The sequence below is a fragment of the Methanobrevibacter ruminantium M1 genome, from assembly GCF_000024185.1.
Classification (GTDB): domain Archaea; phylum Methanobacteriota; class Methanobacteria; order Methanobacteriales; family Methanobacteriaceae; genus Methanobrevibacter; species Methanobrevibacter ruminantium.
In genome coordinates this window covers 2327837-2353275 of sequence record NC_013790.1, presented here as the reverse complement: position 1 = coordinate 2353275, position 25439 = coordinate 2327837, and the positions used below count along the sequence as shown (strand labels likewise).

Annotated in this window: 16 protein-coding genes and 5 tRNA genes; 18 read left to right on the top strand and 3 right to left on the bottom strand. The window is 32.9% G+C overall.

All coding sequences use genetic code 11. The features are described 5' to 3' along the window. Positions 1–172: 172 nt before the first annotated feature. Both thiE and thiM read right to left on the bottom strand, forming a co-directional pair. Positions 173–802 carry a thiamine phosphate synthase gene (gene thiE / locus MRU_RS09115; protein WP_048812502.1) on the bottom strand — a complete coding sequence of 210 codons (630 nt, stop codon included), beginning with the start codon at positions 800–802 and terminating at the stop codon, positions 173–175. A 35-nt stretch (positions 803–837) separates the two neighbouring features. Beyond that, the gene (gene thiM / locus MRU_RS09110; RefSeq protein ID WP_012956617.1) at positions 838–1752 is read right to left on the bottom strand and encodes a hydroxyethylthiazole kinase; all 915 of its coding nucleotides are present in this window, start codon (positions 1750–1752) and stop codon (positions 838–840) included. 269 nt (positions 1753–2021) lie between these two features. Between thiM and MRU_RS09105 the strand changes: the two genes are divergently transcribed. The 12 genes from MRU_RS09105 to MRU_RS09050 all read left to right on the top strand — a co-directional run bounded on the left by MRU_RS09105 (position 2022) and on the right by MRU_RS09050 (position 16276). Continuing rightward, positions 2022–2095: transfer RNA gene (locus MRU_RS09105), tRNA-Thr, on the top strand. A 109-nt stretch (positions 2096–2204) separates the two neighbouring features. Further along, a tRNA-Pro gene (locus MRU_RS09100) sits at positions 2205–2279 on the top strand. A 12-nt stretch (positions 2280–2291) separates the two neighbouring features. Beyond that, positions 2292–2365: transfer RNA gene (locus tag MRU_RS09095), tRNA-Tyr, on the top strand. Between the two features lie 193 nt (positions 2366–2558). Further along, positions 2559–2630: transfer RNA gene (locus MRU_RS09090), tRNA-Asp, on the top strand. Positions 2631–2682: 52 nt separating this feature from the next. Beyond that, positions 2683–2756 (top strand) — tRNA-Lys (locus MRU_RS09085). A gap of 584 nt (positions 2757–3340) precedes the next feature. After that, complete coding sequence (locus tag MRU_RS09080; protein WP_012956616.1) at positions 3341–3589, top strand: DNA-directed RNA polymerase subunit H; 249 nt, start codon at positions 3341–3343, stop codon at positions 3587–3589. A gap of 123 nt (positions 3590–3712) precedes the next feature. Beyond that, positions 3713–5275 (top strand): DNA-directed RNA polymerase subunit B'', encoded by a 1563-nt coding sequence (locus MRU_RS09075; protein WP_012956615.1) that lies wholly within the window; start codon positions 3713–3715, stop codon positions 5273–5275. 12 nt (positions 5276–5287) lie between these two features. Next, positions 5288–7099 carry a DNA-directed RNA polymerase subunit B gene (rpoB, locus tag MRU_RS09070; RefSeq protein WP_012956614.1) on the top strand — a complete coding sequence of 604 codons (1812 nt, stop codon included), beginning with the start codon at positions 5288–5290 and terminating at the stop codon, positions 7097–7099. A 62-nt stretch (positions 7100–7161) separates the two neighbouring features. Then, positions 7162–9987: a DNA-directed RNA polymerase subunit A' gene (locus MRU_RS09065; protein ID WP_048812501.1), complete on the top strand. Its 2826-nt coding sequence runs from the start codon at positions 7162–7164 to the stop codon at positions 9985–9987. 12 nt (positions 9988–9999) lie between these two features. Then, on the top strand, positions 10000–11637 hold the full coding sequence (locus MRU_RS09060; protein WP_012956612.1) for a DNA-directed RNA polymerase subunit A'': 1638 nt from the start codon (positions 10000–10002) through the stop codon (positions 11635–11637). 721 nt (positions 11638–12358) lie between these two features. Next, a complete protein-coding gene (locus MRU_RS09055) occupies positions 12359–14410 on the top strand; it encodes a tetratricopeptide repeat protein (protein WP_012956611.1) in 2052 nt (683 codons plus the stop codon). A 129-nt stretch (positions 14411–14539) separates the two neighbouring features. Beyond that, entirely contained in the window at positions 14540–16276 is a 1737-nt protein-coding gene (locus MRU_RS09050) for an Hsp70 family protein (protein WP_048812500.1), read from the top strand. Between the two features lie 172 nt (positions 16277–16448). Here the strand turns inward: MRU_RS09050 and MRU_RS09045 are convergent, their stop codons facing one another. Continuing rightward, entirely contained in the window at positions 16449–17693 is a 1245-nt protein-coding gene (locus MRU_RS09045; protein WP_012956609.1) for a hypothetical protein, read from the bottom strand. 447 nt (positions 17694–18140) lie between these two features. Here MRU_RS09045 and MRU_RS09040 point away from each other — a divergent pair, with 447 nt between their 5' ends. The 6 genes from MRU_RS09040 (at position 18141) to tuf (ending at position 25387) form a co-directional block, all read left to right on the top strand. Then, entirely contained in the window at positions 18141–18440 is a 300-nt protein-coding gene (locus MRU_RS09040) for a 50S ribosomal protein L30e (RefSeq protein WP_012956608.1), read from the top strand. A 6-nt stretch (positions 18441–18446) separates the two neighbouring features. Beyond that, positions 18447–18878: a NusA-like transcription termination signal-binding factor gene (locus MRU_RS09035; RefSeq protein WP_048812498.1), complete on the top strand. Its 432-nt coding sequence runs from the start codon at positions 18447–18449 to the stop codon at positions 18876–18878. Between the two features lie 1166 nt (positions 18879–20044). Then, a complete protein-coding gene (locus MRU_RS09030; RefSeq protein ID WP_012956606.1) occupies positions 20045–20470 on the top strand; it encodes a 30S ribosomal protein S12 in 426 nt (141 codons plus the stop codon). 14 nt (positions 20471–20484) lie between these two features. After that, positions 20485–21045, top strand: coding sequence for a 30S ribosomal protein S7 (locus tag MRU_RS09025; protein WP_012956605.1), 561 nt, complete (start codon positions 20485–20487; stop codon positions 21043–21045). Positions 21046–21311: 266 nt separating this feature from the next. After that, the gene (locus MRU_RS09020) at positions 21312–23507 is read left to right on the top strand and encodes an elongation factor EF-2 (protein WP_048812497.1); all 2196 of its coding nucleotides are present in this window, start codon (positions 21312–21314) and stop codon (positions 23505–23507) included. 638 nt (positions 23508–24145) lie between these two features. Continuing rightward, the gene (gene tuf, locus MRU_RS09015; RefSeq protein ID WP_012956603.1) at positions 24146–25387 is read left to right on the top strand and encodes a translation elongation factor EF-1 subunit alpha; all 1242 of its coding nucleotides are present in this window, start codon (positions 24146–24148) and stop codon (positions 25385–25387) included. The last annotated feature ends 52 nt before the right edge of the window (positions 25388–25439 follow it).

Genomic DNA, 25439 nt, shown 5'->3' with positions numbered 1-25439 from the left:
TTATTTATTATCTAATTTTTACTTATTATTTAATAACTTTTTAATCACTGCTTATTTATTCTTTTAATAGATGTTTATTATTATTTTCATATTTTAAGCCACAATTATTAAATTAAAAAAAGTTTCTATCTATCCGAACTAATTAAATTTTTAATAAAAAAAAATAAGAGATTTATCTATTATAAATCTCTTTTAGTATTTCAGATGCTTTTTTAGGGTCATCTGCATTCATTATTGCACTGACTACAGAAAATCCATCTATTTCAGCGTCCTTTAATGATTCTGCATTTTCTATTGTTATTCCGCCTATTGCAACTACAGGTATGCTGGTTGAATTAACAATCTCTTTTAATTCTTCTTTTGAAACGGAATCAGCATCATCTTTTGTTGCAGTTGGGAAAACTGCTCCAGAGCCAATATAATCAGCCCCATCAGATTCTGCTTTCATTGCTTCTTCTACTGTAGAAGCTGAAACACCTAAAATCATCTCTTCTCCAATTATTTCTCTTGCTACCTTTGCAGGCATGTCGTCTTGTCCTATATGAACGCCATCGCTTTTAACTGCAAGGGCTATGTCGATTCTGTCGTTGACTATTAAAGGAACATTGTATTTTTCTGTTATTTCCTTTGCCTTCAGTGCTAGATTGTAGAAATCTTTAGTGGAGGCAGTCTTTTCACGAATTTGGACAACACTTGTTCCTCCTTTTATTGCTTGTTCAATTATATTTAGTATTTCCTCATCGGTTTTACCTCTGTGGTCTGTAACTAAATAAACTGAATAATCAATACTGCTTTTGTTCATTTTATCCTCTTTTTTCATTGCTTTAAACATTTTAATTAGTTTAAATCGATTTCAAACAAATTAGCTCTTTTAGAAATGTCATCTGCTGTTACTTTGTATAAGTTATCAATCAAGAAATTTCTAAAGCTTCCTGGACCTAAATTGTCTTTTTTGACTGCTTCTGCGGCGTTTTCTCCTGCAATTGCCATTAAAGCGCTTGCTGTTATTGCTCCAATCAATGGCTCATTTGCACCTATATATGTTCCAATGATTGTGCTTAACATACATCCGCTGCCTGTAATAAGAGGCATCATTGCATCTCCGTTTTCAAGTGCGAAGGTATATTCTCCATCTGAGATGATGTCGATTGGTCCGCTTGCCATAACAACTGTTTCCAGTTCCTTTGCAAGTTCTCTTACAATCAGTCCGTTTGTGTAAAGGTTGTCTCTTGTAATTATATCGCTTTCTGCTACATCAACACCTTTTCCAGCAGAGTCTTTCTTTTCATTGTCTTTAATTTCAAGGTCAATAAGATTAACTATTGCCTTGATTTCAGACATGTTTCCTCTGATTGCTGTAAGTTCATAGAACTCTACCATTTCCTTTGTGATGGTATTTCTGATATTGCTTACTCCAGCTCCTACAGGGTCAAAGACAATAGGGGTATTTGTTTTATTTGCATGTTCGCAGCTTTTTTTGATTGAATTGATCTGAAGTTGGCTGACTTGTCCAATGTTTATTACAATAGCGCTTGCTATATTTCCAATTTCAGCAACTTCCTGACTGTCATTTGTCATGATAGGTGATCCGCCAATTGCCAATGCCGCATTGGCACAATCATTTATAGTCACAAAATTTGTGATACAGTGGGTAAGTGGGCTTTTTGCCTTAACGTTTTCCATTGCTTCTTCGATACCGTTTAAGATTTCTTCAATCTTTTCTGTATTTTCTTTAATGATTTCGTTAGTCATAGTTTACCTTTTTTAAAAATTTTTTCACTTTTTATTTTTTCTTTTCAATGCATATATAGTTTTCTTAATTTGTCATGATTATTCATTATAATTTATTTTTATAGTAAACTTTATATGCTAGTATTTAATAAATTAATATTGTTGAACATTTTTCTTGAATATTTTTGCAGATGCTAATATTTGAGAGTTTAATATTCTTTTTTAGAATAATTTTTATGATTATTAATAATTATTTTTTAATAATTTCATAATCATTTTATAATTATTTTGCCTCGGTGGCTCAGTCTGGTAGAGCGCGAGACTTGTAATCTCGTGGTCGCGGGTTCAATTCCCGTCCGGGGCTTTTATATTCTATTATAACTTAAAATAAGTGATTTTTAAAGAAATTTTTATTTTAAGTCTAAAGTAAGCAAACATTTATATACTAGTTGTTTACAATATATTAGTATATTGGGACCATAGGGTAGCTTGGTCGATCCTTTGGGCTTTGGGAGCCTGAGACTCCGGTTCAAATCCGGGTGGTCCCACTTTGTATCTATCCCGACTTAGCTCAATTTGGCAGAGCGTTGGACTGTAGATCCAAATGTTGCTGGTTCAAGTCCGGCAGTCGGGATTTTATTATTATATATTCTTTATTTTTCGATTTTTGAGAAAAATTATTTATTTAAATAAGATTGGACTGATTTTTATCAAGATCTTTTTTTAATATTTTTATTTTTTCTCTTAAGAGTCTCGAAGAATACAAACATTTATATATAATAATAATCATATTATTTTAATGAGTATAATTTACTCTCATAAGTTTTGCCCTGGTGGTGTAGGGGCTATCATGTGGGCCTGTCGAGCCCGCGACTCGGGTTCAAATCCCGGCCAGGGCGCTTAACTTTTATGTTAAGTTGATAGCCATATAAATTTTCATTTGTTTAATCAGGGCCCGTAGCTCAGTCTGGCAGAGCGCTTGGCTTTTAACCAAGCGGCCGCGGGTTCAATTCCCGTCGGGCCCGCTCTGATTTTTTTATTTATTTATTAAACTAAGATTTAGATATTTTTATAAACTATTTTATTGATTTTAATTTTTTTTCATTCTGCATAGTTTATTTTCTATAAATTTTATCTTTGGATTTTATATCTTTGAATTTATACACTATTTAAATCGTATTTTAATAATTTTGTGTATTGCGTTAAAATAGAACAAGGGTTCTACTAGAATTTATTCATAAATCTTTAATTTAAGGAGAATTTTAATTTAAACTAAGAATTTTTTTATTTTAAGGAAAAATTTCTTTTAAAGGAGAATTAATCTTTGAAGAATTATTATTTTAAAGGGGGATCTTTAGATAGTTATTATTCCATAGACAACTCTATCTATTTTTTTAGATTTTAATGATTGTAGATAGGGCTATGTAAGAATTCTAATTCACTTTAATCCCCAATGATTGGTTTTATGAAGTTCCTAGGATGATAAAAGTGGTAAAAATAATGAAATTTGCAAATTTAAAATTATGGAAATAAATATATTATTATTTTAGTTTATTTAACTCAATTGAAAATTAATATTGAATTAAAATTTATTTACTGGAGGAATATTTTGAAATTTGATATTTTAGAACATAATGCTGTTCCAAAGCATGAAATTTTAACAAAATCTGAAATTAAAAAGATTTTTAGTAAATTAGATTATGATGTTAGTCAACTTCCAAAAATTAAAATAGATGATCCTGTATCTAAGGCCATTGGAGCTAAAGAAGGGGACGTTTTAAAAATTACTCGTGAAAGTCAAACCGCAGGTACTTTTATTACCTATAGGTTAGTTGATGGCTTTACTGCTAATAAATAGATTATTGTCATTAGCGAGATTTGTTAAACTATTATAGTTATTTTAAATTATTAATTATTAAACTATTAAACTATAAACTTTAAATTATTTTAATTAAGATTATATTTATTTTGGAGAAATTAGATGAATAATGAGACATGGGGTTTGGTAGACTCATTCTTTGATAAGTATGATATCGTAGATCATCATATCAAATCATATAACGATTTTGTCGAAAATCGTATACAGAATATTATTGACATAACTGAACCTATCACTATTGAAAACGAAAAGGGAAACTATACTCTTAGAACCGGCAAGCTTACCATTGAAAAGCCATTCACCAAGGAAGCGGACGGTTCTAAAAGCATGATTTACCCTACTGAAGCAAGACTTAGAAACTTAAACTACTCTGCTCACATGTATTTGGAAATGGCATTGCATGACAATAACAGCGATGAAGAGGAAGAGCTTGAAAACGTCTACATTGGCGAATTGCCTCTCATGCTCAAGTCCAGCATCTGCCACTTGCATGGCCTTAGCGATGAGGAGCTTGTAAAAAGAGGGGAAGACCCTAAGGATCCAGGAGGATACTTCATTGTAAACGGTTCCGAAAGGGCTGTCGTAACAATGGAAGAGATTGCTCCAAACAAGATCATCCTTGAGAGAATCGATGAGATTGAAGATAGACATGCAAAGGCAATCGTAACCTCTATCAAAAGCGGTTTTAGAGCAAGAATCACTCTCGAATACAAAAAGCCACGTAAAAGCGGCGTATTTTTAAGAATCTCATTCCCATATGTTCCAGGAGAAATTCCACTTGTAATCTTGCTTAGGGCATTGGGATTATCCACAGACGGAGAGATTATCTCTAAAATATCCGATGACTTCAACTTCCAAATGTACATTGCAGACGACTTGCAGGTTTCAGAGAAGGACTTGAAATTGGATTCAGATTTATTATTAAGCTTATCCAACGAAGAAAGAGACGAATATCTTCAAAAGGCAGCTATCAAATACATAGGTAATAGGGTAGCTAAAGGAATGACTGAAGAATACAGAATAAAACGTGCAGAAGACGTAATTGACAGATACTTGCTCCCACATATGGGAATCGAATCTGACAAACGTTATGACAAGGCTATATACTTAGCTGAAATGACTGAAATGTTGCTTCAAGTAATTGAAGGACAAAGAGAGCCTCACGACAAGGACCACTATACCAACAAAAGGTTAAGGGTCTCCGGTGACTTGACGGAAGACTTGTTCAGGGTAGCATTCTCCTCCCTTACAAGAGACATGAGCTATCGGCTTGAAAGAAGCCTCTCCAGAGGAAAAGAGCTTTCAATCAAACAGGCTGTTCGTTCAGACGTATTGACTGAAAACATCAAGCACGCAATTGCTACAGGTAATTGGGTCGGCGGAAGAGCAGGTGTAAGCCAGCTATTGGATAGGGTAAGTTACATGGCAACACTTTCCCACCTTAGAAGGGTTGTATCTCCTCTTACAAGAAGCCAACCTCACTTTGAAGCAAGGGACTTGCACCCAACCCAGTTCGGTAAGATTTGCCCTAACGAAACTCCAGAGGGACCTAACTGTGGTTTGGTAAAGAACTTGGCCCTTATGTGTAAGATTTCAGAAGGATTCGATCCGGAAGACATAGTCAACATCATAAGCACTATGGACAATGTGGATATGATAGATTAAGCAGGTGATTGTATGGTTAAGGCTAAAATTTATATTAACGGTAAACTTACAGGAACTTGTGATGAACCTGAAGAGTTTGTTAAGGAAATGCGCGCTAGAAGAAGATCTGGCGAGATTCACAATGAAATGAACATTACCTATTATGATGAAAACCATGAGATTTATATTTTCACTGACCCTGGAAGGGCAAGAAGACCTTTGATTCTTGTTGAAAAAGGTGAGCCATTGCTTAAAGATGAACACATTGAAGCAATTACAAAGGGAGAATTGAAATGGGACAATCTGTTTGAATTAGGTCTTTTGGAATATTTGGATGCTGAAGAGGAAGAGAATTCATATATTGCAATGAACTTAAGCCAATTGAATGAAGACCACACCCACTTGGAGATTGACCCATCTACCATGCTCGGTATATGTGCTGGAATTATTCCATTTTCAGACCACAACTCATCTCCTAGGAACACAATGGAAGCAGGGATGACAAAACAGGCATTAGGATTATACGTATCCAACTACGCATTGCGTACCGATACCCGTGGTCACTTATTGCACCACCCTCAAACTCCACTGGTAAAGACAAGAATCATTGATGCAATCAATTATGATGACAGGCCATCCGGACAGAACCTGGTTGTAGCTCTTATGTCTTACGAAGGATATAACATGGAAGACGCAATGATTCTCAACAAATCCTCTCTCGAAAGGGGAATGGGAAGATCCAGCTTCTTCAGGTCCTATGAGGCATCTGAAAGAAGGTATCCTGGTGGACAAGAGGACAAGTTTGAAAGACCTGAAAAAGGAGTTAAAGGTTACAGATCCGAAGAAGCTTATAAAAACCTTGACGAAGACGGAATCGTAAACCCTGAATCCCATGTTGAATCAGGTGATGTATTAATCGGTAAGACTTCACCTCCAAGGTTCCTTGGTGAAATTGACGAGTTCGGTACCGTTGCAGAGAAAAGAAGAGAGACTTCTGTCACTGTAAGGCATGGTGAAAAGGGTATTGTAGATGCAGTTCTCCTTACCGAAACCGTTGAAGGGAGCAAATTAACTAAAATAAGAGTAAGAGACACAAGACAACCTGAATTCGGTGACAAGTTCGCATCAAGACACGGTCAGAAAGGGGTTGTAGGTCTCATATTATCTCAAGATGACATTCCATTTACAGAAGACGGAGTCGTTCCGGATATCATTGTAAATCCTCACGCTATTCCATCAAGGATGTCTGTAGGACAGGTATTGGAAATGGTTGCAGGTAAGGCCGGTTGTATGGAAGGTCACCGTATGGACGGTACTCCATTCAATGACAATGTTGAAGGAGAAATCAAGAGAGCCCTTCATGACAACGGATTCGAATCTGCAGGCTGTGAATCATTATACAATGGTGTAACCGGAGAACGTATCGAAGCTGAAATCTTCGTCGGCGTTGCATATTACCAAAAATTGCACCACATGACAACCGATAAGGTTTATGCCCGTTCAACCGGACCTGTTCAAGTGCTTACACGTCAGCCTACTGAAGGTAGAGCTCGTGAAGGTGGTCTCAGGTTTGGTGAGATGGAAAGAGACTGTCTTATTGCACACGGTGCAGCTCTTGCACTTAAGGAAAGGCTCTTGGATGAGTCTGACAAGTATGAGGCAGTTGTATGTAATGAATGTGGAATGTTAGCAGTATATGATAAGAATAAGAACAAGATGTACTGTCCTATATGTGGAGACAGTGAAACTTATCCTGTTGAGATTTCATATGCATTTAAATTGTTGTTAGATGAACTTAAAAGTTTATGTATTTTCCCTAAATTAATTCTTGGGGACAAAGCTTAAGAATTGAGGTTAAACTAAGAATATTAGATTTTAACTTATAATGTTTATTAGGAGTCAATATTTTGAAAGGAATTATTAAAAAAATTGATCAAATTAATTTTGGATTAATGTCACCAGATCAAATTAGGGAAATGTCTGTTGTAAACATCACCAGACCGGATACCTATGATGAAGACGGATATCCAATTGAAAATGGTTTGATGGACTCTCGCTTAGGAGTTATTGACCCAAGTTTAAAATGCAGAACTTGCGGTGAGAAAGGAGGAGAGTGCCAAGGCCACTTTGGTATGATTGACCTTGCAAGACCTGTAATTCATGTAGGTTTCGGTGATGACATTCATAAGATATTACGTTCTACCTGTAATGAATGTGGACGTGTCCTATTGGATGAAGAAGAGATTGAAGAGTATACTGAAAAGTTAAATGAGCTTCAAGAAGCTGGAGAAAGCACAGAAGATCTCATAAAAGAAGTTTACAAAATCTGTAAGGCTAAAAAGGCAAAGGATGTCTGCCCTCATTGTGGTGCTGAACAGGAAGACATTAAAATCGTTAAGCCAATCGGCATTATTGAAGTACGTAAGGAATACGATGAAAACGGAGAATTGCTTACAGATGCAAATGGAAATCCTGTAACAACAGATTATGATTTAACAGCATCTGAAGTAAGAGAAAAGTTAGAGCGCATTCCAGATGAAGACGCTTATGTATTGGGAGTAAACCCTGAAGTTGCACGTCCTGAATGGATGGTTCTTACTGTTCTTCCAGTTCCTCCTGTAACTGTAAGGCCTAGTATTACCCTTGATACTGGAGAACGTTCCGAAGACGATTTAACCCATAAGCTTGTAGATATTTTAAGAATCAATCAAAGGCTTATTGAAAACATGGACGCTGGAGCTCCACAGCTTATTGTAGAGGACCTCTGGCAGTTATTGCAATACCATGTAACAACCTACTTCGACAATGAGGCAAGCGGAGTACCTCCTGCAAGGCACAGAAGCGGAAGGCCACTTAAGACCTTGGCTCAAAGGCTCAAAGGTAAGGAAGGAAGATTCAGAAGCAACCTTTCCGGTAAGCGTGTAAACTTCTCAGCACGTACTGTAATCTCCCCTGACCCTAACATCAGTATTAACGAAGTAGGTGTTCCTGAAATGATTGCAAAAGAGGTAACTGTACCTACCTATGTAAACGAATGGAACATTGAAGATTTAAGGGAAGCTATCCTAAATGGTCCTGATGCTCATCCTGGTGCAAATTATGTAAGAAAATACAATGACAGAATCAAAGATTACAATAAGGTCAGAGTATTGGATTCCAATAAGGAAACCGTAGCTGAAATGTTAACTTGCGGTGACATTGTAATGAGACATCTTAAGGATGGAGACATTGTTTTATTCAACCGTCAGCCTTCCCTTCACCGTATGAGTATGATGGCCCACGAAGTAAGGGTTCTTCCATACAAGACCTTTAGACTTAACCTTTGTGTATGTCCTCCATACAATGCAGACTTTGACGGAGACGAAATGAACATGCACGTATTCCAGACTGACGAGTCCCGTGCAGAAGCTAAATCCCTTATGAGAGTACAGGAACACATTTTATCTCCTCGTTTCGGAGGACCTATTATCGGTGCTATTCACGACCACATTAGTGGAGCATATCTTTTAACCCGTGACGGATTCACCGTACCTGAAGATGACGCTTTCCAAATGATAAGAAAATCCCACTTATTGAAATGCCCTTATGATGAATATCTTAAAAGGGATCTTGATGAGAAGGAATATAAACAGCAAATCAAGGAATACAATGAAAAGCTCAAACGTAAACACAGAGATTGGACTGGAAAAGAATTATTCAGCTTACTACTTCCAAGCACCCTTAACATGAATTACAGAGCTGAAATCTGTAGAAAATGTGAGGAATGTATGGCAGAAGCTTGTGAATACGATTCTTATGTGGTTATTAAGGACGGTCAATTGACCCACGGTGCAATAGACGAAGCTGCATATGGTTCTTTCTCAGGTAAAATCTTGGATAATATCGTTAAGGAATATGGTCCGGCATACGCTAAGGAATTCCTTGACCGTTCCACTGACCTTGCTATCTGTGGAATCATGAAAACAGGTATTACCACAAGTACCAACGATGAGGAAATCCCTGAAGAGGCTATTGAGGTAATTGACGCTCACTTGGATAATGCTGAACAAAAGGTAGATAAATTGATTGAAACCTATGAGATGGGCGAGCTTCAACCATTGCCTGGACGTAGTGCAGAGGAAACCCTGGAAATGCGTATTGTGCAAGTTCTAGGGGAAGCTAGGGACGCAGCAGGGGACATTGCTGCAGGTTACCTCACTATGGGTAAGCAATCCCCAGACGATTCCTATGACCATGTGATGGCTGTGGAAAACCACTCTGTAGTTATGGCAAAGACCGGTGCAAGGGCATCCATGTTGAACCTTGCTCAGATTACCGCTTGTGTAGGGCAGCAATCTGTTCGTGGTGGACGTATTACAAGAGGATATCTTGCAAGACCGCTTCCTCACTTTAGAAAGCACGAATTAGGGGCTAGAGCTAAAGGATTTGTACATTCCAGCTACAAAGAAGGTCTTGACCCTGTAGAATTCTTCTTCCACGCTATGGGTGGAAGGGAAGGTCTTGTAGATACAGCGATTCGTACAGCACAATCCGGTTATATGCAAAGAAGACTTGTAAACGCACTTGAAGACTTGAATGTAAGATCAGACGGATTGGTTACAGACAATAAGAATCAGGTTATCCAAACCGTATTTGGTGAGGATGGAATAGACCCAGCAAAAAGTGACTTTGGTAAAGTGGCTAACTTAGACAAGCTTATTGACGAAATGAGAATTAAAGATGAGGGTAAATAAGGAGGCAATTTTATGGTAGATGCTGAAGCAAAACTTGATGCAATTAAAAAGGTTGAAAAAGTACTTAAAAAGAATAAAATTGACTTTCCTCAAAGTTATATTGATGAATTGGCAAGTGCTTATATCAGAAGAGATTTGACTGATAAGGAATTGAACACTTTAGTTCTTAAGGTCGAAGAAGCTTATGAACGTGCTCATATTGAAGCAGGTGAAGCTGTAGGAACTGTTGCAGCTCAATCTGTAGGTGAACCTGGTACTCAGATGACCATGCGTACTTTTCACTACGCAGGGGTAGCGGAATTAAACGTAACATTAGGGTTACCTAGGCTTATTGAAATTGTAGATGCAAGGAAAAAGATTTCCACTCCTACAATGGACATTTACTTCGAAGATGAGTACAAGAACGACGAGGAATTCGTCAGAAAGTTAGCAAACCAAATCGGTAAAAGCACAATCAATGATATTTTAGCTGATTATGACATTGACTACTTCAATTATAAGATTGTCACTGTACTTGACAATGAGAAAATCGAGTCTAGAAGACTTGATATAGATGATATTATTAGTCGTGTTCAAAAGACATTCAAAAAGCTCGAAATCATTAATTATGGTGACGATGAGCTTATTGAAGAAGAGGCTAAAGATATTGAAGATGTCGATTCTGATGTTGAAGAAACCGACATTGCTAAGGTCGATAAAGTGGATGAAACTGGTATGGCTAAAGCGGATTCTGATGCTGAGGAAACTGGTATGGCTAAAGCTGATTCTGAAGAAGATAGTGAAACTATTCAAGTTTCAGATGAAGAAGTCCAAGAGCCTTCCAACATCAATCTTAAAAAATCAGATGAAAACATTACATTAATCTTTGAACCTAGCAAAAGAACCATCAGAGAACTTAGACTTCTCGGTGATAAGGTCCGTGACTTGCAGATTAGTGGTACCAAAGGTATCGGTAAAGTTATTATTCGTAAGGACGATGCTGAATGGGTTCTTCATACCGAAGGTTCCAACCTTGGCGCAATCTTTAAGATTGAAGGTATTGACAAGGTAAGATCCACTACAAACGACATTCACGAGATAGAAGTTGTTTTAGGTATTGAAGCAGCTCGTAATGCTATTGTCTATGAGCTTAACCGTACCCTATCTGACCAAGGTTTGACTGTAGACATCAGGCACATCATGTTGGTTGCAGACATGATGACTTCCGAAGGAACTGTCAAGTCCATTGGTAGACATGGTATCAGTGGTGAGAAATCAAGTGTTCTTGCTCGTGCTGCATTCGAAGAAACCGGTAAGCACTTGCTTCACGCAAGTATCAGAGGAGAAGTTGATGATCTCACTGGAATCATTGAAAACATTATTATAGGTCAACCTATACCTCTTGGTACAGGTTCTGTAAGTGTTACAATGAAACCAGATGCATATCCTATTACTGCAGGTATAACTAAACGTGGTAAAGGTAAGTCTGGTGGTAGTGCTTCTGAATCTAAGGAGGTTAATAGTGGTATTGCTAAAGGCGGTAAAGGTAAGTCTGGTGGTAGTGCTTCTGAATCTAAGGAGGTTAATAGTGGTATTGCTAAAGGCGGTAAAGGTAAGTCTGGTGGTAGTGCTTCTGAATCTAAGGAGGTTAATAGTGGTATTACTCCCTGAAAGTACTAATAAATGGTACAATAATCCTTAATTTAGTTTTAATTATCATATTGCCTTATTTATTTATTTATTTATTATGATGTTAAATATTAAAAATAATTGTTATTATCTATTTAATTTTTAATGATTTTGATAAATAATTATTAATTTACATATTGGTGACAATAACAATAAAATAATTTTGTTATAAAGGAGAGATATAAATCTTTCTTTTGATAAATGTGGAAGTATTGTTGCTGAAGTTAAAAGAGATAATGTTTTGAAATCTTTTATTTATGACATTTCTGAACAATATTCAAAAACATTTCACTCCGCAGAATTAATTAATTAGTTCATAAGGAATGCAAAAATTAAATTGCTTTTCTTATTACTGATTTTTCTAACAAAAAGATAGAAATTGTAAAAAGTTATTTTATTGAAAAGGAAATTATTGGCTAAAATGTCACATAATGTTGAAAAACATAATTTAAAAATAATTTTTAATTTATTTACTTTTTCATATTTTAGAATTTCCTATTGATATTATCCTCAATTATTTTTATTTTCATTTTTTTATACTTTTATACTTTTTTTATTATTTTTTATTATTTTATCTATTTTCAAGGTCTATTTTTTCCGATTTTTTAGATTTTATAAAAAATTTTATATATTTTTTTAATAAAATAATAATTACTATTATTTTTAATTTTTTCTTTTTAGTTTTTTGTCGAGAGGTGTAGTTGTGGTAAATAAAGGTTCTAATGATGATTTTAATTGTAATAATTGGGAGCTTGGCCGTATTTTTGCCCGTAAGGGTAATTTTACTGAAGCAGATATACGTTTTGAGGCTGAGTTAAATCATTCTCTTTCTCCTAATTCTCTTGTTCTTGATGACCATGGCCATCTTTTGAATAGGATGGGTAAATATCAAGATGCTATTGATAAATTTAGAAATCTTTTAAATAGTGATGAAAATTATGTTAGCAGTTTATTTGGTATTGGTATTTCTTACATTGGCTTAAATAAGTTGGGTGATGCTTTAAAGTATTTTGAAAAAGTTAATGAACTTGATGAAGAACATGCAGATGCTTGGTACTACTCTGCTATAATTTATGGTAATCCATTTTATCCTAAGTATGATCTTAACGTTGCAAAAATTAGATATAAAAATTATCAAAAATCAAAAGAATCATATATTAATGATCCCAAGTATTTTAGTAAACCCTTTGATAATTTATCTTGGGAAGAATTGCATGATTACTATAAATGCAATAGCCTATTTCGTATAATTGAACAATCTCTGGATAAAGGGATTCTTGATGAATTTTTAAACTTTTCTAATGACTATAAAAGATTGTATTGTTTTGATGAAGAGGGTTTGGACAAGCAATTTGATATTTTTAGATTATTTGAAAATGATACTCCTTTAGCAGATAAAATTGATAAATTCCATGAAGATAAAAATATTGAAGACAAATTTGAATCTGCAGGTTTTGAAGAGGATTTAATTGAGGGTTTATCCTTTAAACTTGGAATGATGTCTATTGATGATAAAAAAATGTTGAATGAACTTATGGATTATTCTAAAAGTTCACAATTAAGTTTCAATGATATTAATGATTTAATTCGTGAAAATGTTTTAGACGAGGATATGTCTCTCGATGACTTTTATGAAAATAGGGAATATATAGTTAAAAATCGTATTAAAAAAAATAATTCTGAATATGAAAGGAATGTTGAAAAAAGAGTAAATACTGAGTTAAAAAACCAAATTGCAATTAATAAAAGGTTAAATGATAATTTAATTGAAAAGGATGAAGTGATTGAAAAGTTAAATGATAATTTAATTGAAAAGGATGAAGTGATTGAAAAGTTAAATGAAAATTTAAATGATAAAGAGGAAGTGAATCAAAAAATAGAAGATAAGTTGAGAAATAATTATGAATTATTATCTGATGAAAATATAAATCAACCAGAACATCGTTTTGATAATTATGATTTTTCAACTAAGGAGATTAAATCTTCTTTTTCTGGTTTAAAAGAATCAATGGATTCATATTTGGAAGATATGGAATCTTATTTGAATGAGTGTCAAGATGTAAGTTCTATGAATATTCTTTCAGGTATTAATAATCAGTGTTATCAAGATGATTTGGAATATATTAAAAATGAATGTGGTATTTCCGATGTTGATCTTAAAACTTTAAAATCTGCTTTTAAAGACTTTTATAATGGTAAGTTTGGATCTGCTTCTTATAATTTCAGTCTTGAACGTCTAAGAAAAACAATTGGAAAAACATCTGAACTCAAAAAATATAGGTATTTTTTAAAATTAACTTCAAAGTCTCGTGAAAAGATACTTGAAGAAGAAGACTTTAATTGGCTTATTATTAAAAATTTAAAGTTAAAAGATTATAAAAATGAAAAAGAAAAGAAAATTAATAAAGGAAAAAAACTTAAAAAAGAAAAATATCCTATAGGATGGTTTAATTTGGGCAATATTTGCTTTGATTATGCGAATTCACAATCTGTTAAAACTACTGTAAAAGCAGGAAACAATGCTATGGATGCTTATGAGTTAGCATATTTTTGTTATAAATGTGCCGAGGATAGTATTTCTAATCAGGAAGAAAACTCAAAGTATGAGTTTAATTTTAAGGACACAAAAAACGAACAAGAATTTAAAAACAATGTTGTGAGGATGATTTCTAATTGTGAAATTAAGATTTTGCAACAAGAAATTAAGGGCGAATTAAAAAAATTGGATAAATTACAAGGAAAATTTAATTGGTGATTTAGGAGAATTTGATATATTTCAACGAAAAGTAAGGAAATTTGTCAAAATTAAAGAATTCTAACCATAAATAAGATTAGATAATGATTAATAGTTATTATCATATAATAATTGTTAGGGGGTATTAATTTGAATAATGAAGATATTATAATTGGTATTGATTTTGGAACTACAAATTCTGCAGCTTGTATTTATAAAGATGAAAAATTTCAAATAATTCCTAGTGCTATGGGTTATGATTATTTCCCTAGTGTTGTTGCAGTAAATGAAAATGGTGAATTGCTAGTGGGACATCATGCAAAAAAGCAAATGGCAAGTAATGCTAGTAATTCTGTTGCAGAATTTAAATTAAAAATGGGTGAAAATGAAACTATTAAATTTAATGGTGAAGATAAACTTCCTCAAGAGATTACTTCTTATGTTTTAGGTCGTATAAAAAGAGATGCTGAAGCTTATTTAGGTAAACCTATTAATAAAGCAGTTATTAGCGTACCTGCTAGTTTTGATAATGATGCTAGAAATGCAACTATGGAAGCTGGGGAAATTGCTGGTTTTGAAGTCGAAGCTCTTGTTGATGAACCTACAGCCGCATGTTTGACTTATAGTCTCACAAAAAATTTTTTAGGCAATATTTTAGTATTCGATATGGGAGGGGGCACTTTAGACATTATCATTGGAGCCTTTGATGGTTCTGAACTTGTTCCAAAAGTCACTACTGGAGCTAGATTTGGTGGTCGGAATATTACTATGGCTTTGCGGGATTATCTTCAAAGAGACTTTGAAGAACAAAATGGATTAAAGCTAGAAGATTATATAACTCCTGAATATGATCCTCTTATTGATTTGTATAATGCTACTGAAATCGCTAAGATAGAATTATCCAGCACCAAAACTACTAATGTTCATATAGATTCTATTGTAATGACTGATAAAGGGCAACGTATTAATTTGGATAAAAATGTAAACCGGTCTGATTTAAATAAGTTATCTGATGAAGTTGTAAAAGGAAGTAAAGAAAAAGTTCTTGAGGCACTTAAGGATGCTAAATTAACAAAAGACGATATTGACTTTTTGGTTTTTGTTGGAGGCCCTACTAAAATGCCTCTTATTAGGGAAAGCATTGAAAAACTTTTAGGCAAATCTGCTGCAGAAGGTATTGATCCAATGGTATGCGTTGCTCAAGGGGCATCCATATATAAAGGGGGTCCAATTACAGTAGGCACTATTAATTCTTTAACATTGAGTGTTGTAATTAATGAAAAAGAGTCTGATCCACTTATTCCAAAAAACACTCCTCTTCCAGCAGAAGTTACTAAAGAATATCATACTATGCGTGATAATCAAACAAGTGCAAATATTCAAATCGTTGAGGGAGAATCTATTCTTGCAAAAGAAAATCATACACTTCACTCTTTTACTTTAAGGGGACTTCCTCCAAGGCCTAAGGGCGAAGTCGCAATCCAAGTTAAATTAAAAGTTGATAAAAATGGAATAATGGGATTGTCTGCAAAAGAACTAAGCACTAATAAAAAATTATCCGCGACATTCGATTCAAGTAACCGTATGTCTAGTGAAGAAATTAAGAAGGCAGGTTTAGATAATGAGAATCTTTTAAGTGATTATGAAGAAAAGATTAAACAAAGAAATATTATTAACGATGCTGAGGAAGTTATTTTCGAAGGAAAAAAACTAATCGAGAACTATAGTGGCCATATGTTAATATCTGATAAAAATAGAGTTAACGAGAATATTGAAAAACTTGAAGGTTTGTTAGTTATTCCAAAAAATTTTGAATTAATTAAATTAATTACTAAAGATCTTCGAAATTTAATTGAAAAAATTGAATCTGAAGATTTTTATTATTAATTAATTTCTATTAAAAATAGGATGTTTGAGTCCTATTTTATTATTTTTTTATATAACTAAATTTTTACATTTTTTTTTAAATTAGTTTTCTAATTTCTTGTCTAGTTTTTTTTTTAATGATTATTTTCCTCTATTGCAAAAAAGTTAGATTGATTTTATGGGCTATGATTTTTTACAGGGTATGATTTTTTTCTCCGGTTTCTTCTTTTTTATTGTTATTATAGGATTTGTTTGCATTGAATATTATTTCGTCTTCTTTTAATATTTTGCTAAGTTCTTCGTTTTTGCATATGTTTACTGTTTCTATAGTGAATGATTCCGGCCCGTATTTGTTGTAATCCTCTTGTAGTTGTTTATTTTCGTGGGTGTTGTTTTCTAGTTTTCCTATATTTTCTTCGATTTCTTTGTCAAGGTCTGTTGATTGGATTGTGTATTTCATTAGGGTTTCTGTATTAATTATGTTTGCAATGCCTATTTTAGGATTAATATCTTTTTTTCGATTATTATATGATTTGTTTGCATTGAATATTATTTCGTCTTCTTTTGTTATTTTGCTAAGTTCTTCGTTTTTGCATATGTTTACTGTTTCTGTAGTGAATGATTCCGGCCCGTATTTGTTGTAGTCTTCTTGTAGTTGTTTGTTTTCGTGTGTGTTGTTTTCTAGTTTTTCCATGTTTTCTTTTACTTCTTTGTCAATATCTGTTGATTGGATTGTGTATTTCATCATGTTTTCTGTATTTACTATGTTTACAACACCTATTATAGGATCTTTCTTTTCTCTCTTAATTTTTTCTTCTATTTGGGACCTATTTTTTGTAACTCCAGAATATATGTCTTTTATTAATTTTTCTTTAATTTCTAATTCTATATTTAAAGATTCAACATAATCAATTAACTCTTTGTTATGTCTTTTAATTATTTGATGATTTTCAGTTATTGCTCCATCATTAATTTCTTGTTCTATGATATTGAGGATATGTGAATCATCACAAACTTTATTTAAATATTGTTTTAGTTTACTTTTAGTATTAAGTTTTCCAATTACATAATTTTCATCATACCAAAATACAATTTTTAAAAAGTTTTTATACATTGAAAAAGTATTGCTATAATTTCTAGGTATTTCTCCATGTACTAATTTGTTTCTTGAGATGTTTGCTTCACGTAAATAGTTATATATATTGTAATTGGTGATTCCATTATCTTTTAATATCCATATCTTATCTCTTTGACTTAATTTTCCATCGGAAATATTTTTGGTATATTTGATTAATTCTTCAGTTAATTCTTCAAGAGTTATTGCCATTGTTAAAATTGATTCAGAATACCATTTTTTGTTTAGAGATTCTTCAGCATGTTCACATTGTTCTTTATAATAGTTATTATCTTTAATCATTGAAATGTCATATTTTGCCATTATTTATCCCCCTCTGTGTTTTATTCAAAATTAAATTGTATACTTCTTTATAATTTAAAGCTTTATTATTATATTTAATTTTATTATTTAAAATATTTTTTTTATTTTAAGATATAATTAATTTTTCTAAAATCATTTCACTGAAAAGATGCTACTATTTTATAGGAATTTAAAAAGATTCTTCATTCAATAGTAGTATTTTTATAAGTGTTTCATATGTTTCCTTAATAAAATTTAATATTTTAAAAATTTATAATTTATAATGAAACAGTCCGAATATTTATATATAATAAGTGTTATATTTAATAATGTTAGTTTAATTTTTAATTGTTATTTAATTTTTTATTTAATTTAATTAATAGCACTTTAAATTAATCTATACCATTACTTATTAGGTTTTTAAATTCCTATTTAAAGTAATTTTTTAAATCAAAATTTAGGAGGCAGATGATGGACGTAGAAAGAGGAATAAGAGTCGCTGTAGACACAGGAGATGTGACCCTCGGCTCTGAAAAATCTATTCAATCTTTAAAATTAGGTAAAGGTAAACTTGCAGTTGTTGCAGCTAACAGTCCTAAAGAAATTTTAGAAGACGTTGAATATTATGCAAATCTCTCTGAAATTCCTTTCATTGTATATGAAGGTACTAGTGTAGACTTAGGTTCTGTTTGTGGTAAACCTTTCACTGTAGCTACTTTAATCATAAACGATCCAGGAGATTCTACTATCTTAGAAGCAATGGGGTAGATTTTTGTGTCTATTAAATTTAATGCAAATGATATGAGATTCATTGCTCTTTTTGAGAGTATGACTGGTGCAATGGTTAAGGATTGCATTATTGACGATGAAAATTCCAAGGTTACCTTTGTTGTTAAAAACGGAGATATGGGTTTAGCTATTGCTAAAGGCGGAACTACCGTAACTAAAGTTAAAAAGGCAGTTGGAAGAGGTGTGGAAATCATTGAGTATAATGAGGACCCAGAACAGTTCATTAAGAACATCTTATCTCCAGCTGAATTGAAGTCTATTAAGATTGTTACTAAAAACAATGATGAAAAGATAGCTTTTGTTAATACCGATTCTTCAAACAAAAGAATAGCAATTGGTAAAGGCGGAATCAACATTGAAAGAGCAAAATTATTAGCTAAAAGACAACACAACATTAGCAATATTGTTTTAAAATAAGTCTTTTCCTTATTTGATGATTAATCATTATTTAAGGACTTAATTATTATTGCTAAAGAATTGTCTTTTTTTGCATTATTGTTTATGAATAAAGTTTTATAAAATCAATTATTTATTTAAATCTAATTGGTTTAATTCTATTTTCCTATTTGGAAATTAATTGCTAGTTATTTTTAAATATAATTTGATTTTATTATTTTTTTTTAAAAATTCGATTTAAGAAAATCCGAATCTGATTAATCTTATGGATTAATTTTTAATTTATTTTAATTTGATCTCAAGGTCTGAGTTCTAATTAATAATATTTTATAATATTTATAATTTTTATAATATTTTTTACAAACTTTTTTTAACTAGCTTATTAAAAATGTGGAAAAACCAAACATTTATTAATAAAGTTATTCTAATATATTGTTATAATAGGTAATATTATATCAAGACAAGATTTTTATATCTTTTTTAGTGATTTTTTATATAATATTTGACTATAATCTTTTTATTATTAAAAAACCAATAGCTTTCGTGTGCATTTTGGCTATGGTTTTCAGTTTATAGTTTACCTATCATTTTTACAGATAAATTCATATTGATTTGAATATAACGTGTGTGCAATTGTTATATTTTAAATCTAATATTTTATAGGAATTGATTCATTATTTTAGTTATTATATATCTTAAATAACTTATTTTGACACCTATGAGTAATTTATCTCTTATTTAAATAAGATTTAACAATATTATTTTTCAATTAATTAGCAGATTTGTTTATATGCTAATTCAAGTTAGAACTATTGGTATTTATTAAAGATAATATTTGTATGTTTTTTAATTTATTTAATAAATTCAATTAGTTTTTTATTATTTATTTAGATTCTATATTTCATTCTAATCTTAAATAGAAGTTTAGATTGCTATTATACAATTTTCATTATTTGTGTATTTTAAGGATATTGGCTTAAATCAGCCAGTATCAGTGATAAGAATATTAAAAATCTGGTCTAATCAGCCAGTGGCGATAATAAGAATATTCAGTTAAATTAATTCATTGTATAATAGTAAATCGCAGCGGTGGATTTCTATTTGCTTAGAATATTTATTTTAATCTTATAATTTATTCAAAAAACTTTAATGGGACTTTGCCCTATAAATTTTAAAGGAGAATAAATATGCCAGGACTTTTTGCTGCAAAAAAGCTTAAAAAGAATAGACAAAATTTTAAATGGAAAGACGTAGATTATAAAAGAAGAGCATTACGTTTAGATGTAAAAGCAGACCCTCTCGAAGGGGCTCCTCAAGCAAGAGGAATCGTTATTGAAAAAGTGGGAGTAGAAGCTAAGCAACCTAACTCCGCTATCCGTAAATGTATTCGTGTACAATTAATCAAAAACGGTAAGCAAATTACTGCATTCGCACCAGGTGACGGTGCAATCGGTTTTATCGATGAGCACGATGAAGTAATGATTGAAGGTATCGGCGGACCATCCGGAAGATCCATGGGAGACATTCCTGGAGTTCGTTGGAAAGTAAGTAAAGTCAACAACGTTGCCTTATCTGAAATGGTAAGTGGAAAGATTGATAAACCTGTAAGATAAGTGAGGTAATATTTATGGCTAAATTATTTAACAAATGGGACCTTGATGAAGTGGAAGTGGAAGACTTAGGTTTAAAGAGATACATTTGCCTTGATGAAACCATTGTTCCTCATACCTTAGGAAGACACGTAAAAAGACAATTTGCAAAATCCAATGTTTCTATCGTAGAAAGATTAATGAACAAAATCATGAGAACCGAAAGAAACTCCGGTAAAAAGAACAAAGCTTACAATATCGTAAAGGAAGCTTTAGAAATTATCAATAGAAGAACTAAACAAAACCCTGTTCAAGTTTTAGTAAAGGCTATTGAAAACACCTCTCCACGTGAAGAAACTACCCGTATCAAATACGGTGGTATCGGATACCAAGTTGCTGTAGACATTTCTCCACAAAGAAGAGTGGACCTTTCTTTAGGATTCTTAACAAGAGGAACTTTACAATCCGCATTCAAAAACAAAAGATCTGTTGCTGAATGTTTAGCAAGTGAAATCATCTTTGCTTCTGAAGAAGATACTAGAAGTTTCGCTTTACAGAAAAAAGAAGAAAAAGAAAGAGTTGCAAAAGCAGCACACTAATTTTAGTGCTTTTTATAATCATAAAATTAATTTTGAAACTTTTATTTCTAAATCTTTTAATTTTTTAGACTTTTCTAAATCTTTTAATTCTTTAGACTTTTCTAAATCTTTTAATTTTTTAGACTTTTCTAAATGGTTTTATTTTAGAATCAGTTCAAAATTAATTAATTATTTTTTTTAATTTTTTATTATTTTTTTAAAAAATTTCATTTAAGAATGACAATATAATGGATTTCAATTAAACATATGTTTATATGGTGATGATTTTGAGTAGACGAGACAAAATGATTGCAAAAATCAAAGAATTGATGTACCAACCTAAAAATATCAGAAACATAGGTATCTGTGCACACATTGACCACGGTAAGACCACATTATCCGACAACCTCTTGGCAGGTGCTGGAATGATTTCCGAAGAGCTTGCAGGAGATCAAAGATTCTTGGATTTCGACGAACAAGAACAAGCTCGTGGTATTACCATTGACGCTGCAAACGTATCCATGGTACACGAATACCATGGCGATGAATATCTTATTAACTTAATCGACACTCCAGGTCACGTTGACTTCGGTGGAGACGTAACTCGTGCAATGAGAGCTGTAGACGGTGCAGTAGTAGTTGTATGTGCGGTTGAAGGTATCATGCCTCAAACTGAAACCGTACTCAGACAAGCTTTAAGAGAAAAGGTTAAACCAGTATTATTCATTAACAAAGTTGACAGATTAATCAACGAAGTAAAATTAGGACCTGAAGAGTTAGCAAACAAGTTCATTGGAATTATCAATGAAGCTAACAAGTTAATCACTAAAATGGCTCCTAAAGATAAGAAAGACGAATGGCTTGTAAAAGTGGATGACGGTAGTGTAGCATTCGGTTCAGCATACCACAACTGGGCTATCAACATTCCTATGATGCAAGAAACCGGAATCAACTTCAAAGACATTATCGATTACTGTAATGATGAAAATCAAAAAGAATTAGCTAAGAAAGTACCTTTAGCTGATGTATTATTAGGTATGGTAGTAGAACACTTGCCATCCCCTGAAGTTTCCCAACAATACAGATGTCCTAACATTTGGGATGGAGACATTGAAAGCGAAGCTGGTCAAACTATGATTAATACCAGCCCTGACGGACCTTTAGCTGTAATGGTAACCAACGTATCTGTAGATAAGCACGCTGGTGAAGTTGCTACCGGTAGAGTATACGGAGGTACTGTAGAACAAGGTAGTGAAGTCTACTTAGTAGGAGGTCAAGCAAGATCCAGAGTACAGCAAGTAGGTGTTTTCTTCGGTCCTGAAAGAGTTCCTACTGAAAAGGTTCCAGCTGGTAACATTGTTTACATTACCGGTGCAAAAGGAGCTACCGCTGGGGAAACCATCTGTTCTCCTGAAAACAAGATTGTAGAGTTTGAAGGAATCGAACACATCTCCGAACCTGTAGTTACCGTTGCTGTAGAAGCTAAAAACACTAAGGACTTACCTAAGCTTATTGAAGTGTTAAGACAAACTGCAAAAGAAGACCCAACCATTCACGTTAACATTAACGAAGAAACCGGTGAACACTTAGTTTCAGGTATGGGAGAGCTTCACTTGGAAGTTATTGGTGTAAGAATCAACAATAAGGGTGTAGACATCCTCACTTCCGAACCTATTGTTGTATACAGAGAAACTGTTGCAGGAAAAACTCCAAACCCTGTAGAAGGTAAATCTCCAAACAAGCATAACAGATTATACCTTGAAGTTTCACCTTTAGACGATTCAATATTTGAAGCATTGCAAAACGGTGACATCAAGGAAGGTAAAATCAAAGCTAAAGAAGAAGCTCAACAATTCATTGACCACGGCCTTGACAAGGAAGAAGCTAGAAGAGTATGGGATGTTTACAACAAGTCCTTATTCATCAACATGACCCGTGGTATCCAATACTTAGATGAGATCAAGGAGCTTGTCATTGAAGGTTTCGAATCTGCACTTGAAGAAGGTCCAGTTGCAAACGAGATTGCAATGGGAATGAAATTCACTCTTGTAGATGCAAAGCTTCACGAAGACGCAGTTCACAGAGGACCTGCTCAAATCTTGCCTGCTATCCGTAACGCTATTAAGGGTGGTATGATGATGGCTGACCCAACATTACTTGAACCTGTTCAAAAGGTATTCATTAACACCCCAACTGACTATATGGGATCTGTTACTAAGGAAATCCTAAACAGAAGAGGTCAAATCATCGACATGCCAACTGAAGGTGATATGGTAAATGTTGAAGCTAAAGTACCTGTAGCTGAAATGTTTGGTTTTGCTGGTGAGATCAGATCTGCAACTCAAGGCAGATGTTTATGGTCTACTGAAAACTCTGGATTCGAAAGATTACCAAGAGAATTGCAAGGTCAAATTGTAAGAGAAATTAGACAAAGAAAAGGATTGGCTCCTGAACCATTCGGTCCGGACCACTACTTAGGATAATTCTTATCCTATAATCCATTTTCTAAATAATAAATAATGTTTTAATTTAATATTTTTTATAAAATATTATTTTATTAATAATTATTTTTATTTAGACTTTGAATTTTTGAATTTTTCAAATTCTAAATTTTTGATTTAGATTTAAATTTTTTATTTCTAATCATTTATTTCTAATAGTTTTAGTAATTAAAATTCAAAATTCATTAATTTTCTTTTCTACTTTTTTTATAATTTTTAATTTTTTTATATTTTCACTGACTTCCTATTATATAAATTAATATTATTCTAATATTATTTTACCTGGATGTTATGATTTTTTTATAATCAATTTTTTTCATATGATCTTTTTCTATCATATATTGGAATTTTTTTCAAAAATACGGTGGAAAAAACATATAGTTTATATATTATAAGATATATAATTAAATACATATAGTTGAGTATTCTATATTACTGTATTATATTACTGTAATGAAAATGATAATTATTATTTATTTTATCAATTCATAAAGATTTCATAGAATTACGAATTCAATATTTTTAGAATTTAATTCTTAATTATTGCAGAATATTATATACTGTAATTATTTATTCTTAACTTATGAAATTATTAATAAACTTATAAATGAGGTTTTAAAATGGCAAAAGAAAAAGAACATTTAAATTTAGCATTTATTGGACACGTTGACCACGGTAAATCCACTTTAGTAGGACACTTATTATTAAAAGCTGGTGCTATCGCTGAACAACAATTAGATGAAGGTGAAGACAAATTCAGATTTGTTATGGACAAATTAGGAGAAGAAAGAGAAAGAGGAGTAACCATTGACTTAGCTCACCAAAAATTCTCCACCAACAAATACGACTACACTGTAGTAGACTGTCCTGGACACAGAGACTTCGTTAAAAACATGATTACTGGTGCTTCCCAAGCTGACGCAGCTGTATTAGTAGTAGCTGCTAACGACGGTGTAATGCCACAAACCAAAGAACACATGTTCTTATCCATGACTTTAGGTATTAAACAATTAATCATCGCAATCAACAAAATGGACATGGTTGACTACAGCGAAGACAGATACAACGAAGTAAAAGACGAAGTATCCGACTTACTCAGATCCATCGGTAGAGACCCTGCTTCCACTCCTTTCATCCCTATGTCTGCATTTGAAGGAGACAACATCAAAGAACTCTCTGGCAACATGTCATGGTACAAAGGTGACGCTTTAATGACTGCTTTAGACAAATTAGTACCACCTGAAAAACCTGTAGACTTACCATTAAGAATTCCTATTCAAGACGTATACTCCATCACTGGTGTAGGTACCGTACCTGTAGGAAGAGTAGAAACTGGTATCATGAAACAAGGAGACAACGTTATCTTCGAACCTGCTGGAGTTTCCGGAGAAGTAAAATCTATCGAAATGCACCACGAAACTTTCCCTGAAGCTGAACCTGGTGACAACATCGGATTCAACGTAAGAGGTGTAGGTAAAAACGATATCAGAAGAGGAGACGTAGCTGGACACACTGCTGACGCTCCAACTGTAGCTAAAGAATTTACTGCACAAGTTGTTGTATTACAACACCCTGGCGTAATCACCGTTGGATACACCCCTGTATTCCACTGTCACACCTCACAAACTGCATGTACTTTCTTAGACTTAACTTCCAAACTTGACCCTGCTACCGGTCAACCTGAAGCAACCAAACCAGACTTCATTAAGACTGGTGACGCAGCTATCGTACAAATCAAACCAACCAAACCTATGGTTATGGAAGAAGCTGCTAACATCCCACCTATGGGAAGATTCGCTATCAGAGATATGGGTCAAACCGTAGCTGCTGGTTTATGTCTTAAAGTTACTGACAAAAAATAAGTTTAGTGATTTAACTTAAATTATAAATTAACTTAATTATTGGGTTTTTTTC